Origin of the sequence: Nocardia bhagyanarayanae, assembly GCF_006716565.1 — a bacterium.
In the GTDB taxonomy this organism is placed as follows: Bacteria; Actinomycetota; Actinomycetes; order Mycobacteriales; family Mycobacteriaceae; genus Nocardia; species Nocardia bhagyanarayanae.
Genome location: NZ_VFPG01000001.1, coordinates 3909345 through 3930445 on the forward strand (window position 1 = coordinate 3909345; position 21101 = coordinate 3930445).

3 protein-coding genes are annotated in these 21101 nt (G+C 67.2%); 1 reads left to right on the forward strand and 2 read right to left on the reverse strand.

What is annotated here, in order from left to right:
• Positions 1-55 precede the first annotated feature (55 nt).
• Together FB390_RS16745 and FB390_RS16750 are read right to left on the reverse strand one after the other, a co-directional pair.
• Positions 56-17452: a non-ribosomal peptide synthetase gene (locus FB390_RS16745; protein WP_185757059.1), complete on the reverse strand. Its 17397-nt coding sequence runs from the start codon at positions 17450-17452 to the stop codon at positions 56-58.
• A 167-nt stretch (positions 17453-17619) separates the two neighbouring features.
• Positions 17620-19296: a GMC oxidoreductase gene (locus FB390_RS16750; RefSeq protein ID WP_246124062.1), complete on the reverse strand. Its 1677-nt coding sequence runs from the start codon at positions 19294-19296 to the stop codon at positions 17620-17622.
• Positions 19297-19601: 305 nt separating this feature from the next.
• Between FB390_RS16750 and FB390_RS16755 the strand changes: the two genes are divergently transcribed.
• Complete coding sequence (locus FB390_RS16755) at positions 19602-20888, forward strand: cytochrome P450 (protein WP_141809767.1); 1287 nt, start codon at positions 19602-19604, stop codon at positions 20886-20888.
• Positions 20889-21101 lie beyond the last annotated feature (213 nt).

Genomic DNA, 21101 nt, shown 5'->3' on the forward strand with positions numbered 1-21101 from the left:
CGAGAGAATGGAGCGGCCTCCCGCCGATGCAAGTGCTGCCCGATCGAGACGGTGATCATCGAGCTTCGCTCGCCCGTCGTAGTCTCCCATCGTTCCCAGCTCCAGGATTCTGCTGTGTGGCGCGGGCGGCCGAGGGGAGGACCTGCGGCGAGGGGGTATCGGTGAACCGTAAGTGCTCGGTGAGAACACGTCCGATCGCGCGGAGTGCGTCCGGCTCGGTCATTCGTTCGTGCCGGGCGGGAATGCGGTGTTCGGTGATCCGGCCGGTGATGTGTTCGTTCCATGCGAGGGCCGGAGAGGGGCCGTCGTCGGTGTGGTCCGCGGTGGAGCTGAAGTAGATCAGGTCACCGTCGAAGGATGCGGGCCGGTGGTTCCGGGTGAGGTCGGCGAGCCGGGTGTAGTCGCGGTGCAGGGTCACCAGATGCTCGGGCGTCAAGGCGGTGAAGAGTCCGCCCTGCCGGTGCAGCAAGTCGGCCGCGACCTCGAAGGTGAGGTCGGCGGGGAGCTCGGAAGCGGCGAGGCCGCCGAACTCGGTCAGCAAGTCCACGGCGGTGGGGGTCGGAGTGCTGATGCCGCGGTCGGTGACGACTCGGGTGTCCATCATGGCGAGGGTCGCGACGTGGTCACCGTCGCGGCGGAGCTGGACGGCGATCGCGTGGGCGATGGTGCCGCCGAGCGAGTAGCCGAGCAGATGGTAAGGGCCGCGAGGCTGGACGGACCGGATCTCCCGGACGTAGCGGGCGGCGAGCTGATCGAGCGTGTCGAACCGCGCCGCGGGGTCGGTCAGCGTCGGGGACTGCAGTCCGTAGACGGGACGGTCGGGATCGAGGTGCTGCACGAGTCCGCTGAAACCCCAGGCCAATCCGACGGCCGGGTGGACGCAGAACAGCGGTGGATCGGCGCCGGCAGCACGCAGCGGGAGCAGGACCGACAGTGCGTCGCCGGGATCCTGTTCCTCGAGGCCGCGCAGGCGGGCGTCGATGCGTCGGGCCAGCAATTGCGGTGTCGGGTCGGTGAACACCCACTGAACCGGTACCGTGGCGCCGGTCGATTCCGCCAGCTGCGCCACCAGTTGGGCGGCGGCCAGCGAGTTGCCGCCGAGGGCGAAGAAGCCATCGTCCACGCCGACTCGTTCGATGCCGAGAGTCCGGGTGAAGTCGTCGCAGACAGTGGCCTCGAGTGGGGTGGACGGCGAACGGAATCGGGAGTGTCGCCGGTCGGGTGCGGGCAGGGCTTTGTAGTCGAGTTTGCCCGTGGAAGTGCGGGGGATCCGGTCGAGGGTGAGGATCCTGGTCGGGATCATGTGGGTCGGTAGCCGGGCCGCGAGGTAGGTGGTCAGTGCGATGGGGTCGGGTGTGGTGTGCGGGGTGGGTACGACGTAGCCGGTGAGCTGACTGTCGCCGTTGGGCTGGGTGTGGATCGTGACGGCGGCGTGGGTGACGTCGGGGTGGCTGCACAGCGCGGCTTCGATGTCGCCGCGTTCGATGCGGTGGCCGTGGATTTTGAGTTGTAGGTCGCTGCGCCCCTTGTATTGCAGTGTTCGGTCGGGGGTCCAGGTGACCAGGTCGCCGGTGCGGTACATCCGTGTCCCGGGCGGGCCATAGGGGTCGGGGACGAATCGGGATGCCGTGGTGGCGGGTTGCTTGTGGTAACCGCGGGCGACGCCCGGTCCGGACACATACAGTTCGCCGACGACTCCGAGCGGGACGGGGCGTAGTCTGCGGTCGAGCACGACGGCGGTGAATCCGCGGGTCGGGCCGCCGATCGTGATCGGACCATTCGGGGTCCACGGTGCGCCGGCGCAGCTCATGACGGTGGTTTCGGTAGCACCGTAGGAGCTGATCACCGTCCGGCCTGGTATCCACTGTTCTGCCAGGTCCGGTGGGCAGGTCTCGCCGCCGACCATCAGGGTGCGGAGGGTGTCGAGTTCGCCGGGAGGCAGCGAGGCGAGCACCGTCGGGGTGAATGCGGCATGGGTGACGTTTTCGGCTTCGATCACCTCGGCCAGTTCGGTGCCCGCGACTACCGGTGCTGGTGCGAGGACCAGTGTGGCGCCCGCGGCTGCGGCGCCGACCAATTCGAGGACCGAGACGTCGAAGGTCGGAGCAGCGGCGCCCAGCACTCGGGAGGCCGGGGTGAGGCCGAACCGTTCCCGTGTTTCGGCGGCCAGGTCCGCTATTCCGCTGTGAGTGACCATGACGCCTTTGGGAATTCCGGTAGAGCCCGACGTATAGAGCAGGTAGGCCGGGTGCTGTGGCCGTAGCGTGCTCGTGCGGTCGTGGTCGGTGATCGGGGCGGGGGACGCCGAGGCTGTCGTCGCCGTGAAGGACGGGTCGTCGACGGCGAGCCATCCGGTGGTGTCCGGCAGTTGGTCTCGGTGGATCCCGAGTGTCAGCCCTACGGCGGCACCGGAATCGGTGAGCATGCCGGTGATCCGGTCCCGGGGATGGGCGGGGTCGATCTGAACGAACGCGCCACCGGATTTGGCGACCGCCCACACGGCGATCACCGCGTCGATGGAGCGTGGCAACGCTATGGCGACCAACGATTCCGGTCCTGTTCCCGCCTCGATCAGTACCCGCGCCCACCGGTTCGAGGTCTCGTCGAGTTCGCGGTAGGACAGCCTCGCGCCGTCGCAGACCACCGCTTCGGCGTCCGGCGTCATCGCGGCCGTCAACACCCGCGGCAATACCGACAGCACACCACCGGGCCGACCGCGAACTGGTACCAGCGTGGCTCGTTCGACCGGCGACAGCAGCTGCAGCTGGGTCAGCGGGAGGTCGATGTGTTCGGCGATGGTGCCGAGCACTCGCAGCATTCGGTCGGCGATGGCGTCGATCTGGTGTCGTGGGAACAGTTCCGGCAGGTATTTGAAGGTCAGGTGCACTCGGGTGTCCTGATGGACGACCAGGCCGAGCGGATAGTGCGCCGCGTCGCGTCCGTGCACGTCGAGCACATGCAGTCCCGCGATGTCGGTGTCTTCGGACAGCCCGGCCCGGTCGACCGGGTAGGACTCCAGGACGGTCACGGTGTCGAACATCGCACCGGGACCGGCCACGCGCTGGATCCGAGCGAGCCCGAGGTGCTGATGGTCGAGCAGCGCGGCTTGTTCGGCTTGGATTCGCCGGAGTAGCTGGGCCAGGGTTTCGCGGTGATCGAGCCGGATCCGGACGGGCACGGTGTTGACGAACAGCCCGATCATCGACTCGATGCCGGGGATCTGCGGCGGGCGCCCGGAGACGGTGGTACCGAAGACCACGTCCTCGCGGGCGGTCGAGGTGGCGAGCACGATCGCCCAGGCGGCTTCGATGAGGGTGTTGAGGGTGGCCTCTTGTCGATGGGCCACCGCGACAAGGGCCGCGGTGCGCTGTTGGCTCAGCTGTACCTGGACTTCGCGCGCGGCGACGGTGGGCCGGCGGCCGCGGTCCGCGGGCGCCAGCAGAGTCGGCTCGACCGCGCCCTCGAATGTCCGCGCCCACGCGGCTTCCGCCGCGTCCCGGTCCTGGCTGTTCAGCCACACCAGGTAGTTCCGGTAGGGACGCACCGGAGGCAACACCGTGGGGTCGTTGTCGGCGGCGTAGAGGGTCAGCAGCTCGCGGATGAGCAGTGGCGTGGACCAGCCGTCTATCAGGATGTGGTGCATGCTCAACAGCAGCCGATACCGCCGGGGTGCGGTGGTGATCAGGGTGAATCGCAGCAGCGGCGCCGCGGTCACGTCGAAGCATGCGCGGCGGTCCGTGTCCATCAGCTGTTCGAGCGCGGCTTCCGTGTCGTCGCGTCCGGCCAGGTCGATCTCGGTGAACGGCACCTCGACGTGCCGGTGCACCACTTGGACCGCTTCGCCTGCGCCATCGCGCACGAACGCGGCTCGCAGGTTCGGGTGCCGTCCGACGAGCGCCTGGGCGCTGCGGCGCAGCCGGTCCGTGTCGACGCGCCCGCCGAGTTCCAGACAGAGTTGCACGATGTAGGCGTCGAAGGTGCCGTCGGCGAGCTGGGCGTGGAACAGCAACCCTGCCTGCAGCGGCGTGAGCGGCCAGATGTCCTCCAGTGCCGGACGTCCGGTCTCGAGCCGGTCGATCGCGCCTTGGTCGAGGTCGACCAGGTCGACGTCGGAGGGGGTGAGCCCGCCTGCGCCGGGACGGGAAGCGTGTGCGGCCAGAGCGGTCACCGCGTCGCGCCACAGTCCCGCGAGCTCGGTGACCTCGGCGGAGGTGAGCAGTCCGGTCGGATACTCCCAGGCGGCGGTAAGGGTAGGCCCGTCCGATGTATCGATGGTGACCGCATTGATGCCCAGCACGGCTGCGACGGGTGCGTCGGGATTCTGGATGCTGCCGCCATCGGGGCCGTCGCCGACGGGCATCCACCCGATGCCGCGCAACGTCGCGGGGGTGGTGTCGAGCCGACCGAGATAGTTGAAACTCACTTGGGGAGTGGGCAGTTCACGGAGGATCCGGGCGGTACCGGCGTTGAGATGGCGCAGCAGCCCATAGCCGATCCCGTGGTCGGGGACCTGCCGGAGCTGTTCCTTGACCGACTTGACGACCGCCGCGGCGGCGCCTCCGGCGGCGAAAGCGTCGTCGATGTCGATATCGGACAGGTCGAGCCGGACCGGGTAGGTGGTGGTGAACCATCCGATGGTGCGGGTGAGGTCGGCACCGGGAAGCACCGTGTCGTCGCGGCCGTGGCTTTCCAGGGTGAGCAGCGTCTCGGTGCCGGTGTCGTCGTGACGGCGTCGCCATCGAGTCAGCGCCAGCGCGAGCCCGGCGACGAGGGCGTCGTCCACGTTGGCGCGGAACGCACGGGGCAGCGTGGTGAGTACGGCACGGGTCACCGTGGGAGGGAGCGCCACCTCGACGGTGGCGGCGGTAGCTTGCACGTCCACGACCGGATCGATCGGGCGGGCACCGATCGGCGGATCTTCAGCGGCGAGTGTGCGCTGCCACCAGTCGAATTCGTCGAGGCTCTCGGCGGCGGTGTGCAGAGCATGCGCCCAACGCCGCATCGAGGTGCCGACGGGCGCGAGCCGCGGCCGTTGCCCGGCACTGAGCTGGGCCCACGCCGCAGCGAGATCGGGGACGAGGATCCGCCACGACACGCCGTCGATCACCAGGTGGTGCGCGACGACGAGCAGCCGTCCCGGCTGTCCGGCCCAGTCGAACCAGACCAGCTGCAGCACGACTCCGGCCGCGGGGTCGAGGCGTTCGGCCGCCGCGTTCGCCTCGGCGTCGGCAAGCGCCGCGAAGGCGCTGCTGTCCGGTGCCAGATCCACCGGCACCTGCCGGATCAAGCCGGCGGCGGGCATCGCGGTCGGCTGCACCCGTAGCGTCCACCCCGATGTCTGCGCGGGTTCCCGCTGTAGTCGGGCCCGCAGCATGTCGTGGTGATCGATCACCGCCTGGACGGTGGCGCCGATTCCGGTGGCGTCGATGCCGGTCGGCAGAGTGAGCATCACCCACTGGCAGAAGCGGTCGAAGCCGCCGCGCTCGATCATCCAGCACATGATCGGCGTCACCGGTACCGGTCCCACACCCCCGCCAGGCAATTCCGCCGGAAGGGAGGCCGCCGCGGCACTGTCGTCGAGAACGGCGATCTCGGCCAGCCCGGCGACTGTCTTGCGCTCGAACACCTCGCGCGCGGAGAACACCACACCCGCCGCCCTGGCTCGCGTCACCAGCTGGATCGACATGATGCTGTCGCCGCCGAGGGCGAAGAACGAATCATCCGCCCCGACCGTGTCGATACCCAATACCTCGGCGAACAGTGTCGCCAGCGTCTTCTCCACTTCCGTGGCCGGTGCCCGGAATTCGGCTCGGCCCGTGGAGAAGTCGGGCTCGGGCAGAGCGGCGCGATCGATCTTGCCGTTCGCCGTCACCGGCAGCGCGTCGAGCACCATCACGGTCGCGGGCACCATGTGCGAGGCCAACCGCTCCGCGGCGAACGCGAGGACCGCGGCCGCGTCGAGATCCGCGCGGTGCTCGGGCTCCACGTACCCGATCAACCGGTCGCCGGTGGTGGGGTCCCGGTGCACATTCGCCGCTGCTCGGGCCACACCCGGGCAGGCGGCCAGAGCCGCCTCGACCTCGCCGAGCTCGACGCGGAAACCACGAATCTTGACCTGGAAATCCGACCGGCCCACATAGTCGAGCGTCAGACTCCCGTCCGGTAGTCGTAGCCACCGCACCAGGTCGCCGGTCCGATACATGCGTTGCCCCGGGCCCGCGAACGGATCGGCGACGAACCGCGATGCCGTCAGACCCATCCCGTTGCGGTAGCCGCGGGCCAGCCCAGGACCCGCGAGATACAACTCGCCCACGACCCCGATCGTCACCGGCCGCAGCCACGCGTCGAGCACGACCTGGCCGACCCCGCGGATCGGCCCGCCGATCGTCACCGCCTCGTCTGCCGCTATCGGCGCACCGGCATCGGTCAGGATCGTGGCCTCCGCCGGGCCGTAGGTGTTGAAGAACCGTCGGCCGGGCGCCCACCGCGACACCAGTGTGGGTGAAGGCGATTCGCCACCGGTTACGATGGTCCCGAGGTCTTCGAGCCCGTCGGGATCGACCGTCCCCAAGGCCGCGGGCGTCAGCGCGATGTGAGTCACCTTCGTACGCGACATGATGTGCGCCAGCTCGGCTCCGCCGTAGACGGTCGGGGGCGCGATCACCAGCCGCCCGCCTGCCGCGAACGCCAAGAGGTGTTCCAGGAGCGCCGCATCGAAACTCGGAGACGCGAAATGCAGCACCCGCGCGCTCGGCCCGATGCCGAACCGCGAACATTCCTCGGCCACCAGATTCGCCAGCCCTCGATGCGATACCACCACACCCTTCGGCACACCTGTCGAGCCGGACGTGTAGATCACGTACGCCGCATTGTCGACCCGCACCGCCGATGTCCGATCCGCGTCGGTCACCGGCGTCGATGGCAACCCCGCGGTCGCCGCCGCGACCTCCGGCTCGCCGAGCAGCAACCACGGAACGGTCGCTGGCAACCGATCACGCCACTCCGGCCGTGTAATCCCTACCACCACACCGGAATCGGTGAGCATGTGCTCGATCCGGCTCGTCGGGTACTGCGGATCCACCGGCACGAACGCTGCCCCCGACTTGGCCACCGCCCATACCGCCAGTACCGAATCGACCGACCGCGGCAGACCCACCGCGACACTCGCCTCCGGCCCCACACCCCAGCCGATCAGCAAGCGGGCCAACCGATTCGACTCCGCATCCAGCTCGCCGTACGTCAACCACCGATCCCCGAACACCACCGCGACCGCTCCCGGATCCCTGTCCACCGCCGCCGCCAGCAACTCCGGCAACACCTTTTCCGGCACCGCCGGGTCACCCGAGACCGGCGTCAACTCCCGGTGTTCCGCCGGTGAGAGCAGATCCAGCCGCGCCAGTGGCAGATCCGGGTCGGTGGCAATGCCGCCGATGACGCGCAGGAGCCTCCGCAGGGTCGCGTCCATCGTGTCCTGATCGAAGAGTTCGGGCAGGTAGACGATCTCGACGTGCAGTCGTGTGTCGACCCGCGCGACCACTCCCAGCGGATAGTGCGCGGTGTTGATGCTGCTCACGTCGAGCAGCCGCATGCCCGCGATATCGGTGTCCGCGGTCAGCCCGCCGCGATCGATCGGGAAGGACTCGAACACCGTGATCGTGTCGAATACCGCCGCGGGCCCGGCCACCCGCTCGATGTCGGTCAGACCCACGTAGTGGTGACCGAGCAGCCCGGCCTGCTCCGCCTGGACTCGGTCGAGCAACTGCTCCAAGCTCTCGGCGGGATCGAGGCGGACGCGCACCGGCAGTGTGTTGATGAACAGCCCGATCATCGACTCGATGCCCGCGATCTCCGGGGGCCGTCCGGACACCGTGGCGCCGAATGTCACATCCTCCCGGGACGTGAACGCGCCCAACACGATCGCCCATGCCGTCTGGACCACGGTGTTGAGGGTGACGCCACGGGCCCGCGCCAGGTCGGCCAGCGACGCGGTCTGTTCCTCGGTCAGTTCGCCGACTACCGCACGCGATTCGGTGTACGGGCGGCCGGGATCGGCCGGAGCCACCAGGGTCGGCCCGTCGGCGCCGTCGAACGCGCGGGCCCATGCGTCGAGCGACGCGGCCGGGTCCCGCCCGGCGATCTCCGCCAAGAAGTCACGGTAGGGACGTATCCGAGGCAGGATCGCGGCATCGCCGTCGGCGGCATAGAGGATCAGCAACTCCTTCAGGAGCAGTGGCGTCGACCAGCCGTCGAGCAGCAGATGGTGATTGGTCAGCACCAGCCGGTAGTGCTCGGGCCCCGTGGTGACGAGCATCCAGCGCAGCAGGGGAGCAGTAGCCGGGTCGAATCGGGCCGCCCGGTCCGCGGCCATCAGCCGATCCCATTCGCGCTCCCGTGCGCCGTCCGCCAGCTCGGACAGGTCGAGCTCCGACCATGGGACCTCGACGTTTTCGTTGACCACCTGCACCGGTCCGGCGGCGGTGTCGGAGACGAATGCGGTGCGCAGATTCGCATGCCGGTCGAGCAGCACCTGCCCGGCCCGGCGCAGCCGCTCCGGGTCGATCCGCCCACCCAGTTCGAGGACCAACTGCACCGAGTAGGCGTCCATCGACTCCTCGGACACCAGCGCATGGAACAGCAACCCCTCCTGCAACGGAGTCAATGGCCAGACGTCGCTCAACTCCGGATAGCTGTCTTCCAGTCGCTCGATCTCGGACTGCCCGAGTTCGACCAGATCCAGATCCGACGGTGTCCGCCCCCCGGCCCCGGCACGGTGGATATGTGTCGCCAACGCGGTCGCGACCCGGCGCCACGACTCCGCCAGCTCGCGCACCTCGTCGACGGTGAGAACCCCGGCGGGATACGACCAGATCGCCCGCAACCGCGGCCTGCCCTCCTCGTCGAGGGTGAAGGCTTCGATGTCGAGCACCGCCGACACCGGCATATCCGGATTCTGCACACCGGCGAGCTCGGCGCCCGCGAGGTCGTGGTCCTCCGGCATCCACCCCGCCGGCCGGATTCCTCCGGGAATCTTCGTGGAGACGTAGTCGAACGCGATCTGCGGCGTCGGCTGAGTCCCGAGAATCGGTCCGGTGTCCTCGTTGAGATAGCGCAACAAGCCGTAGCCGATTCCGTGGTCGGGGACCGCGCGCAGTTGTTCCTTGACGGACTTGACCGCTGCCCCCATAGCCGGCCCACCGGCGCACGCGTCGTCGAGATCGATGCCCGAGAGATCAAGGCGCATCGGAAAACTCGTGGCGAACCAGCCGACCGTCCGAGCCAGGTCCGAGCCCGGAACGGCGCCGTCCGCACGGCCGTGCTCTTCGAGATCGATCACCATGTCCGCGAGCGGGCCGCCGGAGGCGTCCGTCGCACGCTCGCGCCGCCACTTCGTCACCGCTACCGCCAGCACGGCCAGCAGCCCGTCGCCCACACTGCCGTGGAATGCCGCGGGCACGTCGGTCAGCAGCGCCTCGGTCACCTCGGGGGACACCTCGACCTCGACCGTGCGGACGGTGGCAGCCACATCGATCGCGGGGTCGAGGAGCCGGGACCCGATCACCGGATCGTCCCCGACCGACATCCCCCGCCACAGGTCGAGCTCGGCGGCCCGCTCCGGGCGCTGGGCCGCCTCGACCAACCCGTGCGCCCACCTGCGCATCGATGTCCCGACCGGGGCCGGATCGGGTGGCTCGCCGGACTCGATCCGCGTCCATGCGACCGCCAGGTCGGCAACCAGCACCCGCCAGGACGCCCTGTCGATCGCCGAACGATGCACCAGCACGAGCGCTCTGCTCGACTCCGCCGCGTCGACCGGATCGAACCAGACCACCTGCATCACGATCCCGGCGCCCGGATCGAGCCTGCTCGCGGCGGCATCCAACTCCGCTGCCGCCGACGCACGGAACTCGAGGCTTCCCGGCTTCCCCGCCATCGCGACCCGATGGACGACGGCTTCGGCTCGAATCTTCCCGACCGGCAGCACCTCCCACGTCCAGCTGTCCTCGTCGCCCGGGCGCAACCGCGCGCGCAGCATGTCGTGCCGATCGAGTACCGCCTGCACCGCCGCCGTCAGGCGCTGCTGGTCGATCCCCGCAGGCGGAGCCAGCATCACTGCCTGCGAGAAGCGGTCGAACCCGGACTCCGCGCGTTCGATCAGCCGTCGAATGTTCGGCGTCGCCGGTATTGGCCCGACACCCCCGCCTGGCAGTTCCTTCGGAAGGGAGGTCGCCGCGGTGCTGTCGCGGACGGCGACCTGGGCCAGCCCGGCAACGGTTTTGCGCTCGAACACGTCGCGCGCGGAGAACACCACACCCGCCGCCCCGGCCCGAGTGACCAGCTGGATCGACATGATGCTGTCGCCGCCGAGGGCGAAGAACGAATCATCGAGGCCGACCGTGTCGATACCCAATACACCGGCGAACGCTTCGGCGATCGTGCGCTCGAGGGGTGTCTCGGGTGCTCGGAACGGCTTGTCGCCGGTGAATACCGGATCCGGTAGCGCCTTGCGATCCAGCTTGCCCGCCGCGGTCAAGGGAATCCGCTCCAGCACCATGATCGAGGACGGGACCATATAGGACGGCAACCGGCCGGTGAGATAATCGGTCAGCAGCGAGGTGTCGATCGAGTTGCCCGGCGCGGCAACGACATACGAAACCAGCGACTGGGTCCCGGAATCGCCGCGGTGACCGATCGTGGCGGCGAAATCGACGGTCTCATGGGCGGCGAGCGTCGCATCGATCTCCCCGAGCTCGATGCGCAGACCGCGAATCTTGACCTGGAAATCCGACCGGCCGAGATGTTGGATCGTTCCCTGGGCCGTCCATCGGACCAAGTCTCCCGTGCGGTACATGCGTTCGCCGGGCGCCCATGGGCATGCGATGAAGCGCGCGGCGGTCAGGCCCGCCCGGCGGTGGTATCCGCGGGCCAGCAAGACGCCCGCGACATACAATTCGCCTGTCACGCCGACCGATACGGGTTGTAGTCGTTGATCGAGCACCCATACGGAGGCGCCGCGAATCGGGCTACCGATGGTGACCGGTTCGTCTGCCCTCATCGGTGAGGTCAGCGTCGTGGCGATAGTGGCCTCGGTGGGGCCGTATTCGTTGACCATGTTCCGGCCGTCGACGCTCCAGCGTTCGACCAACTCGATGCCGCAGTCCTCGCCGCCGACCAGGAGGTTCCGCAAATCCGGTAGCGGCCAACGATTGTGGTCGACCGTGGACAACGCCGAAGGTGTGATCAGGACGTGACTGATGTGCTCGCGGTCGAGTAGTTCGCCGAGTTCGTCGCCGCCGTAGACATCGCTGGGCGCGATGACCATGGTCGCGCCCCAGTACACCGCGTCCAGCAATTCCAGTACCGCCACGTCGACGCTCGGCGAAGCCAAATGCGCGATACGAGAACCCGATTCGATTCTCATGAAATGCCGGTGCACGGTGGCGCAGTTGCGGAGCCCGCGGTGGGTGACCGCGACGCCTTTGGGCAGTCCGGTCGATCCGGAGGTGTAGAGGACGTAGGCGATATCGTCGACACGCAGTGGGCGTACCCGGTCGCTGTCGGTGACGGGGCCGTTCTCGGCCTGGGGGAGGTCCTCCGATGTCAACCAGTCGATGTCGTCGGGCAGTTGTGCTCGCGCGGATGTCACGGTCAGACCGATCGCCGCCTTGGAATCGGTCACCATGTGGGTGATGCGTTCGACGGGATTGGTCGGGTCGATCGGCAGGAAAGCAGCGCCCGATTTGGCGACGGCCCATACCGCGAGTATGTAATTCAAGGAGCGGGGCATGCCGATCGCGACGATGTCTTCCGGGCCGATACCTCGCTGAATCAGTGCCCGGGCCAACCGATTCGAACGCTCGTCGACCTCTCGATAGCTCAGCTGCCGCCCCTCGAAAACGATCGCTGTGGCCTTGGGATCCCTTGCGGCCGCCGAGGTCAACAGGTCGGCCAGTGTGGCGGGCGCCGCCGCGGGCGCACCGGAGCGCGACAGCAGATCGGCACGTTCGGCGACCTCGAGCACCTCGATCATCCCGACCGGAATCGTGGGGTCGGTGGCTATCGACTCGAGTATCCGGATCCACCGGTGTGCGAGGGAGTCGATCGTCGCGGTGTCGAACAGATCCGTGGCGTAGGTGACCGCCACCGCCATCTCGCCACCGTTGTGGTTGTCCGACAGTACGACCTGCAGGTCGAAACGAGACACTTCGTTGGGGAGGTCGACCACTGATACATCGAGCCCGGGCAGTTCGAGCTTCACCTTTTCCAGATTCTGGAAGGCCAGCATCACCTGGAACAGCGGGTGCCGGGCCTGGGACCGCTGGGGAGCGAGTTGGTCCACCAGTTGCTCGAACGGCACGTCGGCGTGTCCGAAGGCATCCAGATCGATCTGCCTGACCCGATCGAGCAGGTCGGCGAACGGTTCATCGAGATCGATTCTGGTCCGCAACACCAGGGTGTTGACGAACATGCCGATCACGTCGTCGAGTTCCGCCGCGCCGCGCCCGGCGATCGGTGTGCCGATCGGGATATCGGTGGTACCGCTCAGCCGGGCGAGCAGCACCGCCAGTGCGCCGTGGATCACCATGAACAGTGACGAATTATGTTGTCGCGCGAGCTGTTCCAGCGCCCGCACCAATTCGGCGTCCAAGGTGTAGTCGATGGTGGCACCCCGATTGGACGCCACCACCGGCCGTGGCCTGTCGGCAGGCAAACCAAGCTCTTCGGCAACCCCGTCCAGAGTTTCGGTCCAGTACCGGATCTGCTCGGCGCCCAGCGATTCCGGATCGTCGGGCGAGCCGAGGGTAGCTCGTTGCCACAGGGCGTAATCCGCGTACTGGACAGGCAGCGGTGTCCACGAAGGGGCTTCTCCGTGGATCCGCGCGGTGTACGCAGTCGTCACATCGCGGGCCAGTGGTGCCATGGAGAAACCGTCCGCGGCGATGTGGTGCACCACGACGGCCAGCACGTAGTCGGGCTCCTCGCTACCGGCAGCGCGGAACAATCGGGCACGGACCGGCGCCCGGGTGCTCACGTCGAAGCCTTCGCTGACGAATTCGGTTACCGCCGCGGCCAATTCGCTCGGCGGAACCGGCACCAAGGCCAGCTCGGCGTCTATTTCGTCGGCGGGTTCGATCAGCTGGATCAGCATTCCGTCGTGGTCCGGGTACCGTGTCCGCAAAGACTCGTGCCTGCGCAGCACGTCGACCATGGCCGATCGCAGGGCGTCCACGCGCAACTCGCCACGCAACCGAATGGCGATCGGCACGTTGTATGCCCCCGAGCTGATGTCGTACTGGTTGAAGAACCACATCCGTTGCTGGGCCGGAGCCAATGGCACCAGATCCGGGCGCGGTCCGGCGATCAGCGGTGGGCGTTGTCGCCCCGTGCCGGAATGCTGCTCGATACGGGTAGCGAGCGCCGCCACCGTGGGCGCCTCGAACAACAGCCGCACCGGAATCTCGGTACCCAGCGCGGCCCCGAGTCGCGCGGCAACCCGGGTCGCGACCACGCTGTCCCCGCCGAGGGCGAAGAACGAATCGTCGAGGCCGACGGCATCGATTCTCAATACCTCGGCGAATGATTCGGCGATCCTGCGTTCGAGGGGCGTCCGGGGTGAACGGAACGCCTTGAAGTCGGTGAATACCGGATCCGGTAGGGCCTTGCGGTCCAGTTTGCCCACCGGCGTCAAGGGAATACGCTTCAGCACCATGATCGCGGACGGGACCATATAGGACGGCAACCGGTCGGCCACGTACTCGGTCAGGGTCGTCGTATCGATCGAAGCACCGGGCGCGGCAACAACATACGAAGCCAGTGACTCGCCCCCGGAATCGTTGCGATGGCCGATGGTCACGGCGAAGCCGACGCTTTCGTGGGCGGCGAGCGTCGCATCGATCTCGCCGAGCTCGATGCGCAGACCGCGAATCTTGACCTGGAAATCGGATCGGCCGAGATGCTGGAGCGTTCCATCGGCTGTCCACCGGACCACGTCCCCCGTGCGATACATCCGTTCGCCTGGCGCCCAAGGACACGCCACGAAACGCTCGGCCGTCAAAGCTGCCCGGCGATGGTATCCGCGAGCCAGCAGGGGGCCCGCGACATACAACTCACCCGCCACACCAACGGGCACCGGTTGCAGCCGCTGATCCAGCACCCATTGCGAGACACCGCGAATCGGGCCACCGATCGTAACCAGCTCACCCGCCACCAACGGGGAAGTCAGCGTCACGGCGATGGTGGCCTCTGTTGGCCCGTATTCGTTGAATATGTTCCGGCCGTAGTCGCCCCATCGCTCGACCAACTCGGTGCCGTAGCCCTCGCCGCCGACCAGCAGGTATCGCAAATCCGGTAGCGGCCAACGATTGTGGTCGATCGTGGACAACACCGTTGGCGTGATCAGGACGTGGCTGACGTGCTCGCGGTCGAGTAGTTCGCCGAGTTCGGCGCCACCGTAGACATCGCTGGGCGCGATGACCAGCGTGGCGCCCGCGCACAACGCCAACAACAATTCCAGTACCGACACGTCGAAGCTCGGCGAAGCCAAATGCGCTATCCGAGAATCGGATTCGATGTGCAAGGCATCGCGGTGCTCGGCGGCGCAGTTGCCGAGCCCGCGGTGGGTGACCGCGACGCCTTTGGGCAGTCCGGTCGATCCGGAGGTATAGATGACATAGGCGACGTCATCGACACGTAGCGGGCGTGCCCGGTCATCGTCGGTGACAGGACGGTCCTCGGCCTCGCCGAGGTCCTCCGGTATCAACCAGTCGATGTCGTCGGGCAATCGCGTTCGCGCGGAGGTCACCGTCAGACCGATCGACGCCTTGGAATCGGTCAGCATGTGGGTGATGCGTTCGACGGGATACGTCGGGTCGATCGGCAGAAAAGCAGCGCCCGACTTGGCGATCGCCCATACCGCGAGTACCGAGTCGGGGGAGCGCGGAATACCGATCGCGACAACATCCTCCGGACCGACACCTCGCTGAATCAGTAACCGAGCCAACCGATTCGAACGCTCGTCCACCTCTCGATAGGTCAGCTGCCGCCCGTCGAAAACGATCGCTGCGGCGTCGGGATCCCGTGCGGCCGCCGCGGTCGCCAAGTCGGCCAAAGTAGTGGGCGCGGCCGTGGGCGCACCAGAGCGCGACACCAGATCGGCTCGCTCAGCAGGCTCGAGCACCTCGATGCCCCCCACCGCAACGGTGGGGTCGGTGGCTATCGACTCGAGTATCCGGATCCACCGGTGTGCGAAAGAATCGATCGTCGCGGCATCGAACAGATCAGTGGCATAGGTGACCGCTACCGCCATGCCGCCACTGTCATGATCGTCCGACAACACGACCCGCAGGTCGAAACGAGTTACCTCGTCGGAGAGTTCGGCGACCGACACATCCAGACCTGGTAACTCCAGCGCCACCCGCTCCAGATTCCGGAAAGCCAGCATCACCTGGACCAGCGGGTGTCGCGACCGCGACCGCTGCGGATCGAGTCGCTCCACCAGTTGCTCGAACGGAAGATCGGCATGCCCGAAGGCATCCCGATCGAGCTGTCCGACCCGGCCGAGCAGGTCGGTGAACGACTCGTCGAGATCGACCTCCGTCCGCAACACCAGGGTGTTGACGAACATATCGACCACGTCGTCGAATTCGGTCGCGCCGCGTACGGCGACCGGCGTGCCGATCGGAATATCGGTCGAACCGCTCAACCGGGCGAGCAGGACCGCCAACGCACCATGGATCACCATGAACAGTGGCGAACCACGCTGCCGCGCGAGCGTTTCCAACGCCCGAACCAACTCGGCGCCCATCGGGTAGCTGAGGGTGGCCCGCCGATCCGACATCATCACCGGCCGTGCCCTGTCCACCGGGAGACGGAGCTCCTCGGGAAGGTCCGCGAGCGTGGCTCGCCAGAACGCCAGGTTCTCGCGGCGGCGCCGTATCCCGGCGCCGTGGCGGACGCTGTCTGGGTGGACCCGCTCGAGTTCGGTGTCCGGTGCGGCGGCGGCGAACTCGTCGAGGAACTGTACGAATCTGGTGTAATGCGCCGATAGTTCAGGGCCCGTGTAGAGGTTGGGATTGGCCATGAAGTGGAGGATCGTCTGCGGCGGGTCTCCGGCCTGGTAGAGGTCGACAAGCAAATCTTCGACCGGCCCTGAGCTGAGAATATGGAATTCCGCGGTCATCGACCCGAGCCGGAGTTCCTGGTGGAAGAACATGACATTCACCAGCGGGCCCGCGAAACGCCGCTGCCCGTTGTGTCCCGCGGCGGCGCGAATGTCGGTGAGTCCGCACCGCTGGTGCCGTAACGCTCCAACCAGGTCGGACTGCACGCGCCGCACCAGCGTCGCGATCGTGTCGTCCGTACCGAGCGTAATCGGAAGCGGCACAACGTTGACGAAGACTCCGGCGGACCGCCGCAGCACCGCGGTGGTACGACCCGATACGGGAATATTGACCAGGACCTTGTCCCGGCCGGTCATACGGGCAAGGTAGCTTCCGAACGCGGCGATCACCACCGCGGCCGGGCTCGCCTCCAACGCCTCCGCGGAATGGGCGATCCGCCCTACCGTCTCGGTGGGCAGTTCGCCTTTTGCCACGACACTGTCCGCGCGTGCCGGTGCGTATCCGTCGGCCAGGCTGGACTCGTCCTCGACGTCGGCGAGCCTGTCCAGCCAATATGCTTTGTCGCTGGTGAATCGCTCGGACTCTCGGTAACTGCGATCGGCCTCGTAGAGGGTGCGCAAGTCCGCGGCCCGGTTCGGCTCCGCCGTCCGGCCCTGCACCGCCGCTGTGTACAGCGCCGCGACCCGGTTCATCACCGTCATCGCGGCGTAGCCGTCCCCTGCGACGTGGTGGCCCTTGAGGTACCACAGGAAATGCCGATCCCCGACCTGCAGAACCACCCATCTCAGCAACCGGTCGCGGAGCATATCGAAAGGTGAGGTGTACTCCCGGCGCATCCACTCCAAAGCCGCCGCCACGGGGTCCGGTTCACCACGCATATCGATGAGCGGTCCGGTCGAATCCAGCGACGGGTCGAACAACTGATACGGCTCACCGTCGATCTCTACCAGTCGCATATACCCCGATTGGCATTCGTGGCCCGCTCGAATCGAAACCTCGCGAAGTAAGTCGAGATCCAGATCCCCATGGAACTCGAGATACTGTGCCTCACATATCGGCACATCCGGGCTCAATTTCTGTGCCAGCCACAGCCCCCGCTGCCCCGCGGACAGCGGCACCAGCTGAGTGACCGACACGTCGGGCTCGGAGTTCCCGTCTGATCTCTGGTCGGGCGGGAACTGCGGTCGCGCGGTCATCACTTGCCTCCAGACCCGACCGCGCCCCAGTATAAGCCGACTGATTGGTACGGGACACCCCCGAAACCATGATCCGCGTCGCGTAATAGCGTTTATTTTTTCGAAAGTGATAGTCGGCGCTCCCCGGCTCCGCCACATAGATATCGGGCGCGTATAGCGATCGGCTCGACTGAAAGAATCATTCGCTGTGGTTCGACGCCTCGATGCCATTACGTTCGATGCCCGATTACGGAATGCGTCTGCTCGCTCGTGATCGAGCGCCGGGCGCAGCGGGGTCGATGAGATGCCCGAACGTGCGTCTCGGCCTACTCCCCAGAACTGATGATCTGTTCGATATTGCGCTCGGCCAGCGCGCTGATCGTCAACGCCGGGTTCACGGTTCCGGTGCTGCCGGGCACAGCCGCCCCGTCCATCACGTACAGGCCTCGATAACCGCGCACCCGACCGTACTCGTCGGTTGCTCGTCCGATCACAGCGCCGCCCAACGGGTGTGAGGTGAACGATGCGTCCCCGCCGATGACCCGTAGGGCGATGGGCGGGCAGTCGCACGCCACCTTGTCGTTGACTTCCAGGGCTCGCGCGAGGTAGCCGGCTGCGCCGTTGTCGGGCCACTGCAGGTCCACTCGCCCATCGGCCGGGTTGTGGACGAACCGGCCGCGGGTGTCGTCGAGCACGATGCCCAGCGATCCGAGAGTGGTGATGTCGAAAGGCGTCACGCCGGGGATGAACCAGCTCTCCAGCGACACAGGTGTGCCCGCCTCGTCCAGAATCCGGCTCGCGGACGGTGCGCCCTGCGTGCCTAGCTCGAGTGAGGTCAGCGGTCGCGCCAAGCCGACATCACCGTTACTGCCCCAGCCTTCGCCGACGTGTTCGTTCAGGTCCGGCAGCGCGCCGGTATCCCGCGCGCGCACCAGCAGCTCGGAGGTGCCGATAGAGCCCGCACCGAGGAACAACCGGTCGCAGGTCAGCGTCCTGGTCCGCAGCACCTCGCCGGTAGGCGCCAGTTTGGTCAAGGCGACGGTATAGCGACCCGATGGTCCCGGTTCCTTGGCGATGGCGTCCACGCGGTGGCCCGGGTAGATCCGGGCGCGGCCGGTGCCCTCGGCATAGCGCAGGTAGTTCTGGTTCAGGTCGAACTTCGCGCCGTTGGAATTGCCGAGGTTCGAACAGCCGACCGTCGCCGACGGCTGCGATCGTCCGGCCAGCTCGTCGCGGATGATGTTCCAATTCCACATGCCGTCGATACGCTGCGGCAGATAGCCGGCGGCGCGGACCTGATCGTCCCAGGCCCGCGAGTGCGCGAACGCCACGGAGTGATAGAGGTCGTCCGGTATCGGGCTCGGCCGCAACATATCGCGGACTCTGGGGTAGTAGACGTCATGCATCTCGCGGTAGCCGACCGCACCGCCGAACACATGCTCGAAGAAGCGCTGCTCGGGCTCGATCATCACCCCGGTGAACACCACCGAGCCACCGCCGACGCAGGCACCGCGCCACACATCGATGCCCGGGTAATTGGAAACGTCGAGGACCCCGCCGAACGAATCGAACGACACAGGGGCCCTGGTCACGCCGGTGAACGTGGTGCGATGCCAGAAGCCACGGCCATCCGGAATCGTATCGACGGCGAAGATGTTGCGCCACGGATCATTCGGCCAGCGCGACCCGCGCTCTAGCACCGCGACCTCGGTCCCGGACTGTGCCAGGCGCAGCGCGGCGATGGATGCCCCGAACCCCGATCCGACGACGATCGCGGGCACATGGTCGGCCGGATCCGGCAGCGGCGCGAAGATCTCCGGCACCAGCACGCGGTACAGCAACGAATTCGGGCTCGGGCTGTAGTCGTCGGCCCGCACCGGAGAAGCGCCCGGCGCGAGCGAGCTGCCACCCGCGAGACCCAGCATCGCGGCGGCGATGCCGACGCCTTTGACGAAACCGCGCCGGTCCATCGTGGCCCTCAGGTGATCCGAATGTCGCTCCATCGCATCCCCATACCTCGTGATTCGTGCTGGGAAACTCGGTTACGCGCGGGCGGGCCGGAACCTGGCGATGATCATCGCGAGGTGCGTCCTGGGAGCTTGCTGAGCAAGACATAATCCGCTCTACCACGCTACCTGCGTGCCAGGACCGGGGAGTCGGAGTCGGTGCGATCGACCCACCGTGCGGGCCATGAACAGTGCCTTCCGGTCCCGGTCGCCGACGTCGTCGACGTTGGCTAGCCAACTATTAGCCACCGTGCGGGCGGCGTCGCTCTACGATGGGGAGATCCAGCGTGGGAGGTGGCAAAATGTTGGCGCGCGCGTGGATACGATGGCTGTTCCTCCATCGCCTGGCACGGACCTATCTCTTGGTGTCGGCGCGTCGGGGCGATCCCTTCGCGCAGATCGTGGTCGGTCCGGATCGCGAGCGCGGCGCGCCACGCTCCGTAGAGGAGATCCGGCAGCGGGGCCGGATGCCCACGATAGCGCAGCAGGTGCGCGTGACCCCGGACCACGAATTGTGCAGGCTCATCCTGCGGGACCGCCGCTTCGGCACGGTCACGCCCAACAATCGAGCCGTGCCGAAGCAGATCCGATGGGTACTGACCAAGACGGATCTGGGGCTTCCCAACCTCGCGGAACCGCCCTCGATGCTGGTGACCGATCCGCCGGAGCACACCAAATACCGACGCCTGGTCGGGCAGGCATTCGCTCCCAAGGCGATAGCCAAACTCGAGGAGCGGGTCGTAGAAGTGACCGATGAGCTGCTCGAACGCTTGAGCTCGACGCCGCGGCCGGATCTGATCCGCGACTTCTCCGAGCGGTTGCCCATCGCGATCATCGCCGAAATCCTCGGGTTGCCCGCCGACATGCATTCGACCCTGCTGAGGTGGGGAGACACCGGTGCGCCGCTGCTCGATCGAGGCCTGACCTGGGCCGCTTTCCGCCGCGCTATCGAAGACTTGGCCGAGGGGCAGCGGTTCTTCGACCAGCACATCGCCGGGCTCGCCGCCGAACCGGGCGACGATGTGCTCAGCATGCTGGTGACAGGTGGCGAGCTCACCCGCCGCGAGCAGGTGGCCAACGCGGCCCTGCTGCTCGACGCCGGATTCTTGACGACGGTGAACATGCTCGGCAACGGAATCGCCCTGCTGACACGCCATCCGGACCAGCTGGAATTGCTGATGGCGCAGCCGGAGCTGTGGCCGGGCGCGGTCGAGGAGGTCCTGCGCTACGACGGTCCCATCCGGATAACCGGCCGCATCGCGAGCTGTGACGTCGATATCGCCGATCAGCACGTCGAATCCGGTTCCCTGATCCTGCTGTTGCTGCAGGGCGCCAACAAGGACCCCGCCGTCTTTCCCGATCCCGAACGATTCGATGTGACCAGGGCCAACGCCGCGGAACATCTCTCGTTCAGCAGCGGGGTGCACAGCTGCCTGGGAGCCCATCTCGCCCGGCTGGAAGGCGCCATCGGGCTGCGAGCCCTCTTCGAGCGGTACCCGGATTTGCGTCTGGATGGCCCGCCGATCCCGCGTGGCCTGGTGAACCTGAACAGCTACCGCTCCATGCCCGCCGAACTATCCGCCAACTAGCCGTCGAGCGGCTCCGCGGTGCGCGTGGCAGTCGCGGGCGGTCCTTCGTGCGCCCCCAGGTGACCGATCTGCCGCCGTGTGCGATCGAAGCGGAGGTCGGCGAGCCTGCCACTCAACTGTGACTTGCATCACAGTTCGATAGCGGTTGTCCCGTTCGCACCATATAACTTTCCACGCGCTTTGCGAAGTCTTTACCATTGAGACGACCTGTGC

What these genes read in the sequence shown, in the direction of transcription:
- FB390_RS16745 (WP_185757059.1), bottom strand. Translation starts at nt 17,452, where the DNA reads ATGTGGCGGAGCCGGGGAGCGCCGACTATCACTTTCGAAAAAATAAAC.
- FB390_RS16750 (WP_246124062.1), bottom strand. Translation starts at nt 19,296, where the DNA reads ATGGAGCGACATTCGGATCACCTGAGGGCCACGATGGACCGGCGCGGT.
- FB390_RS16755 (WP_141809767.1), top strand. Translation starts at nt 19,602, where the DNA reads ATGTTGGCGCGCGCGTGGATACGATGGCTGTTCCTCCATCGCCTGGCA.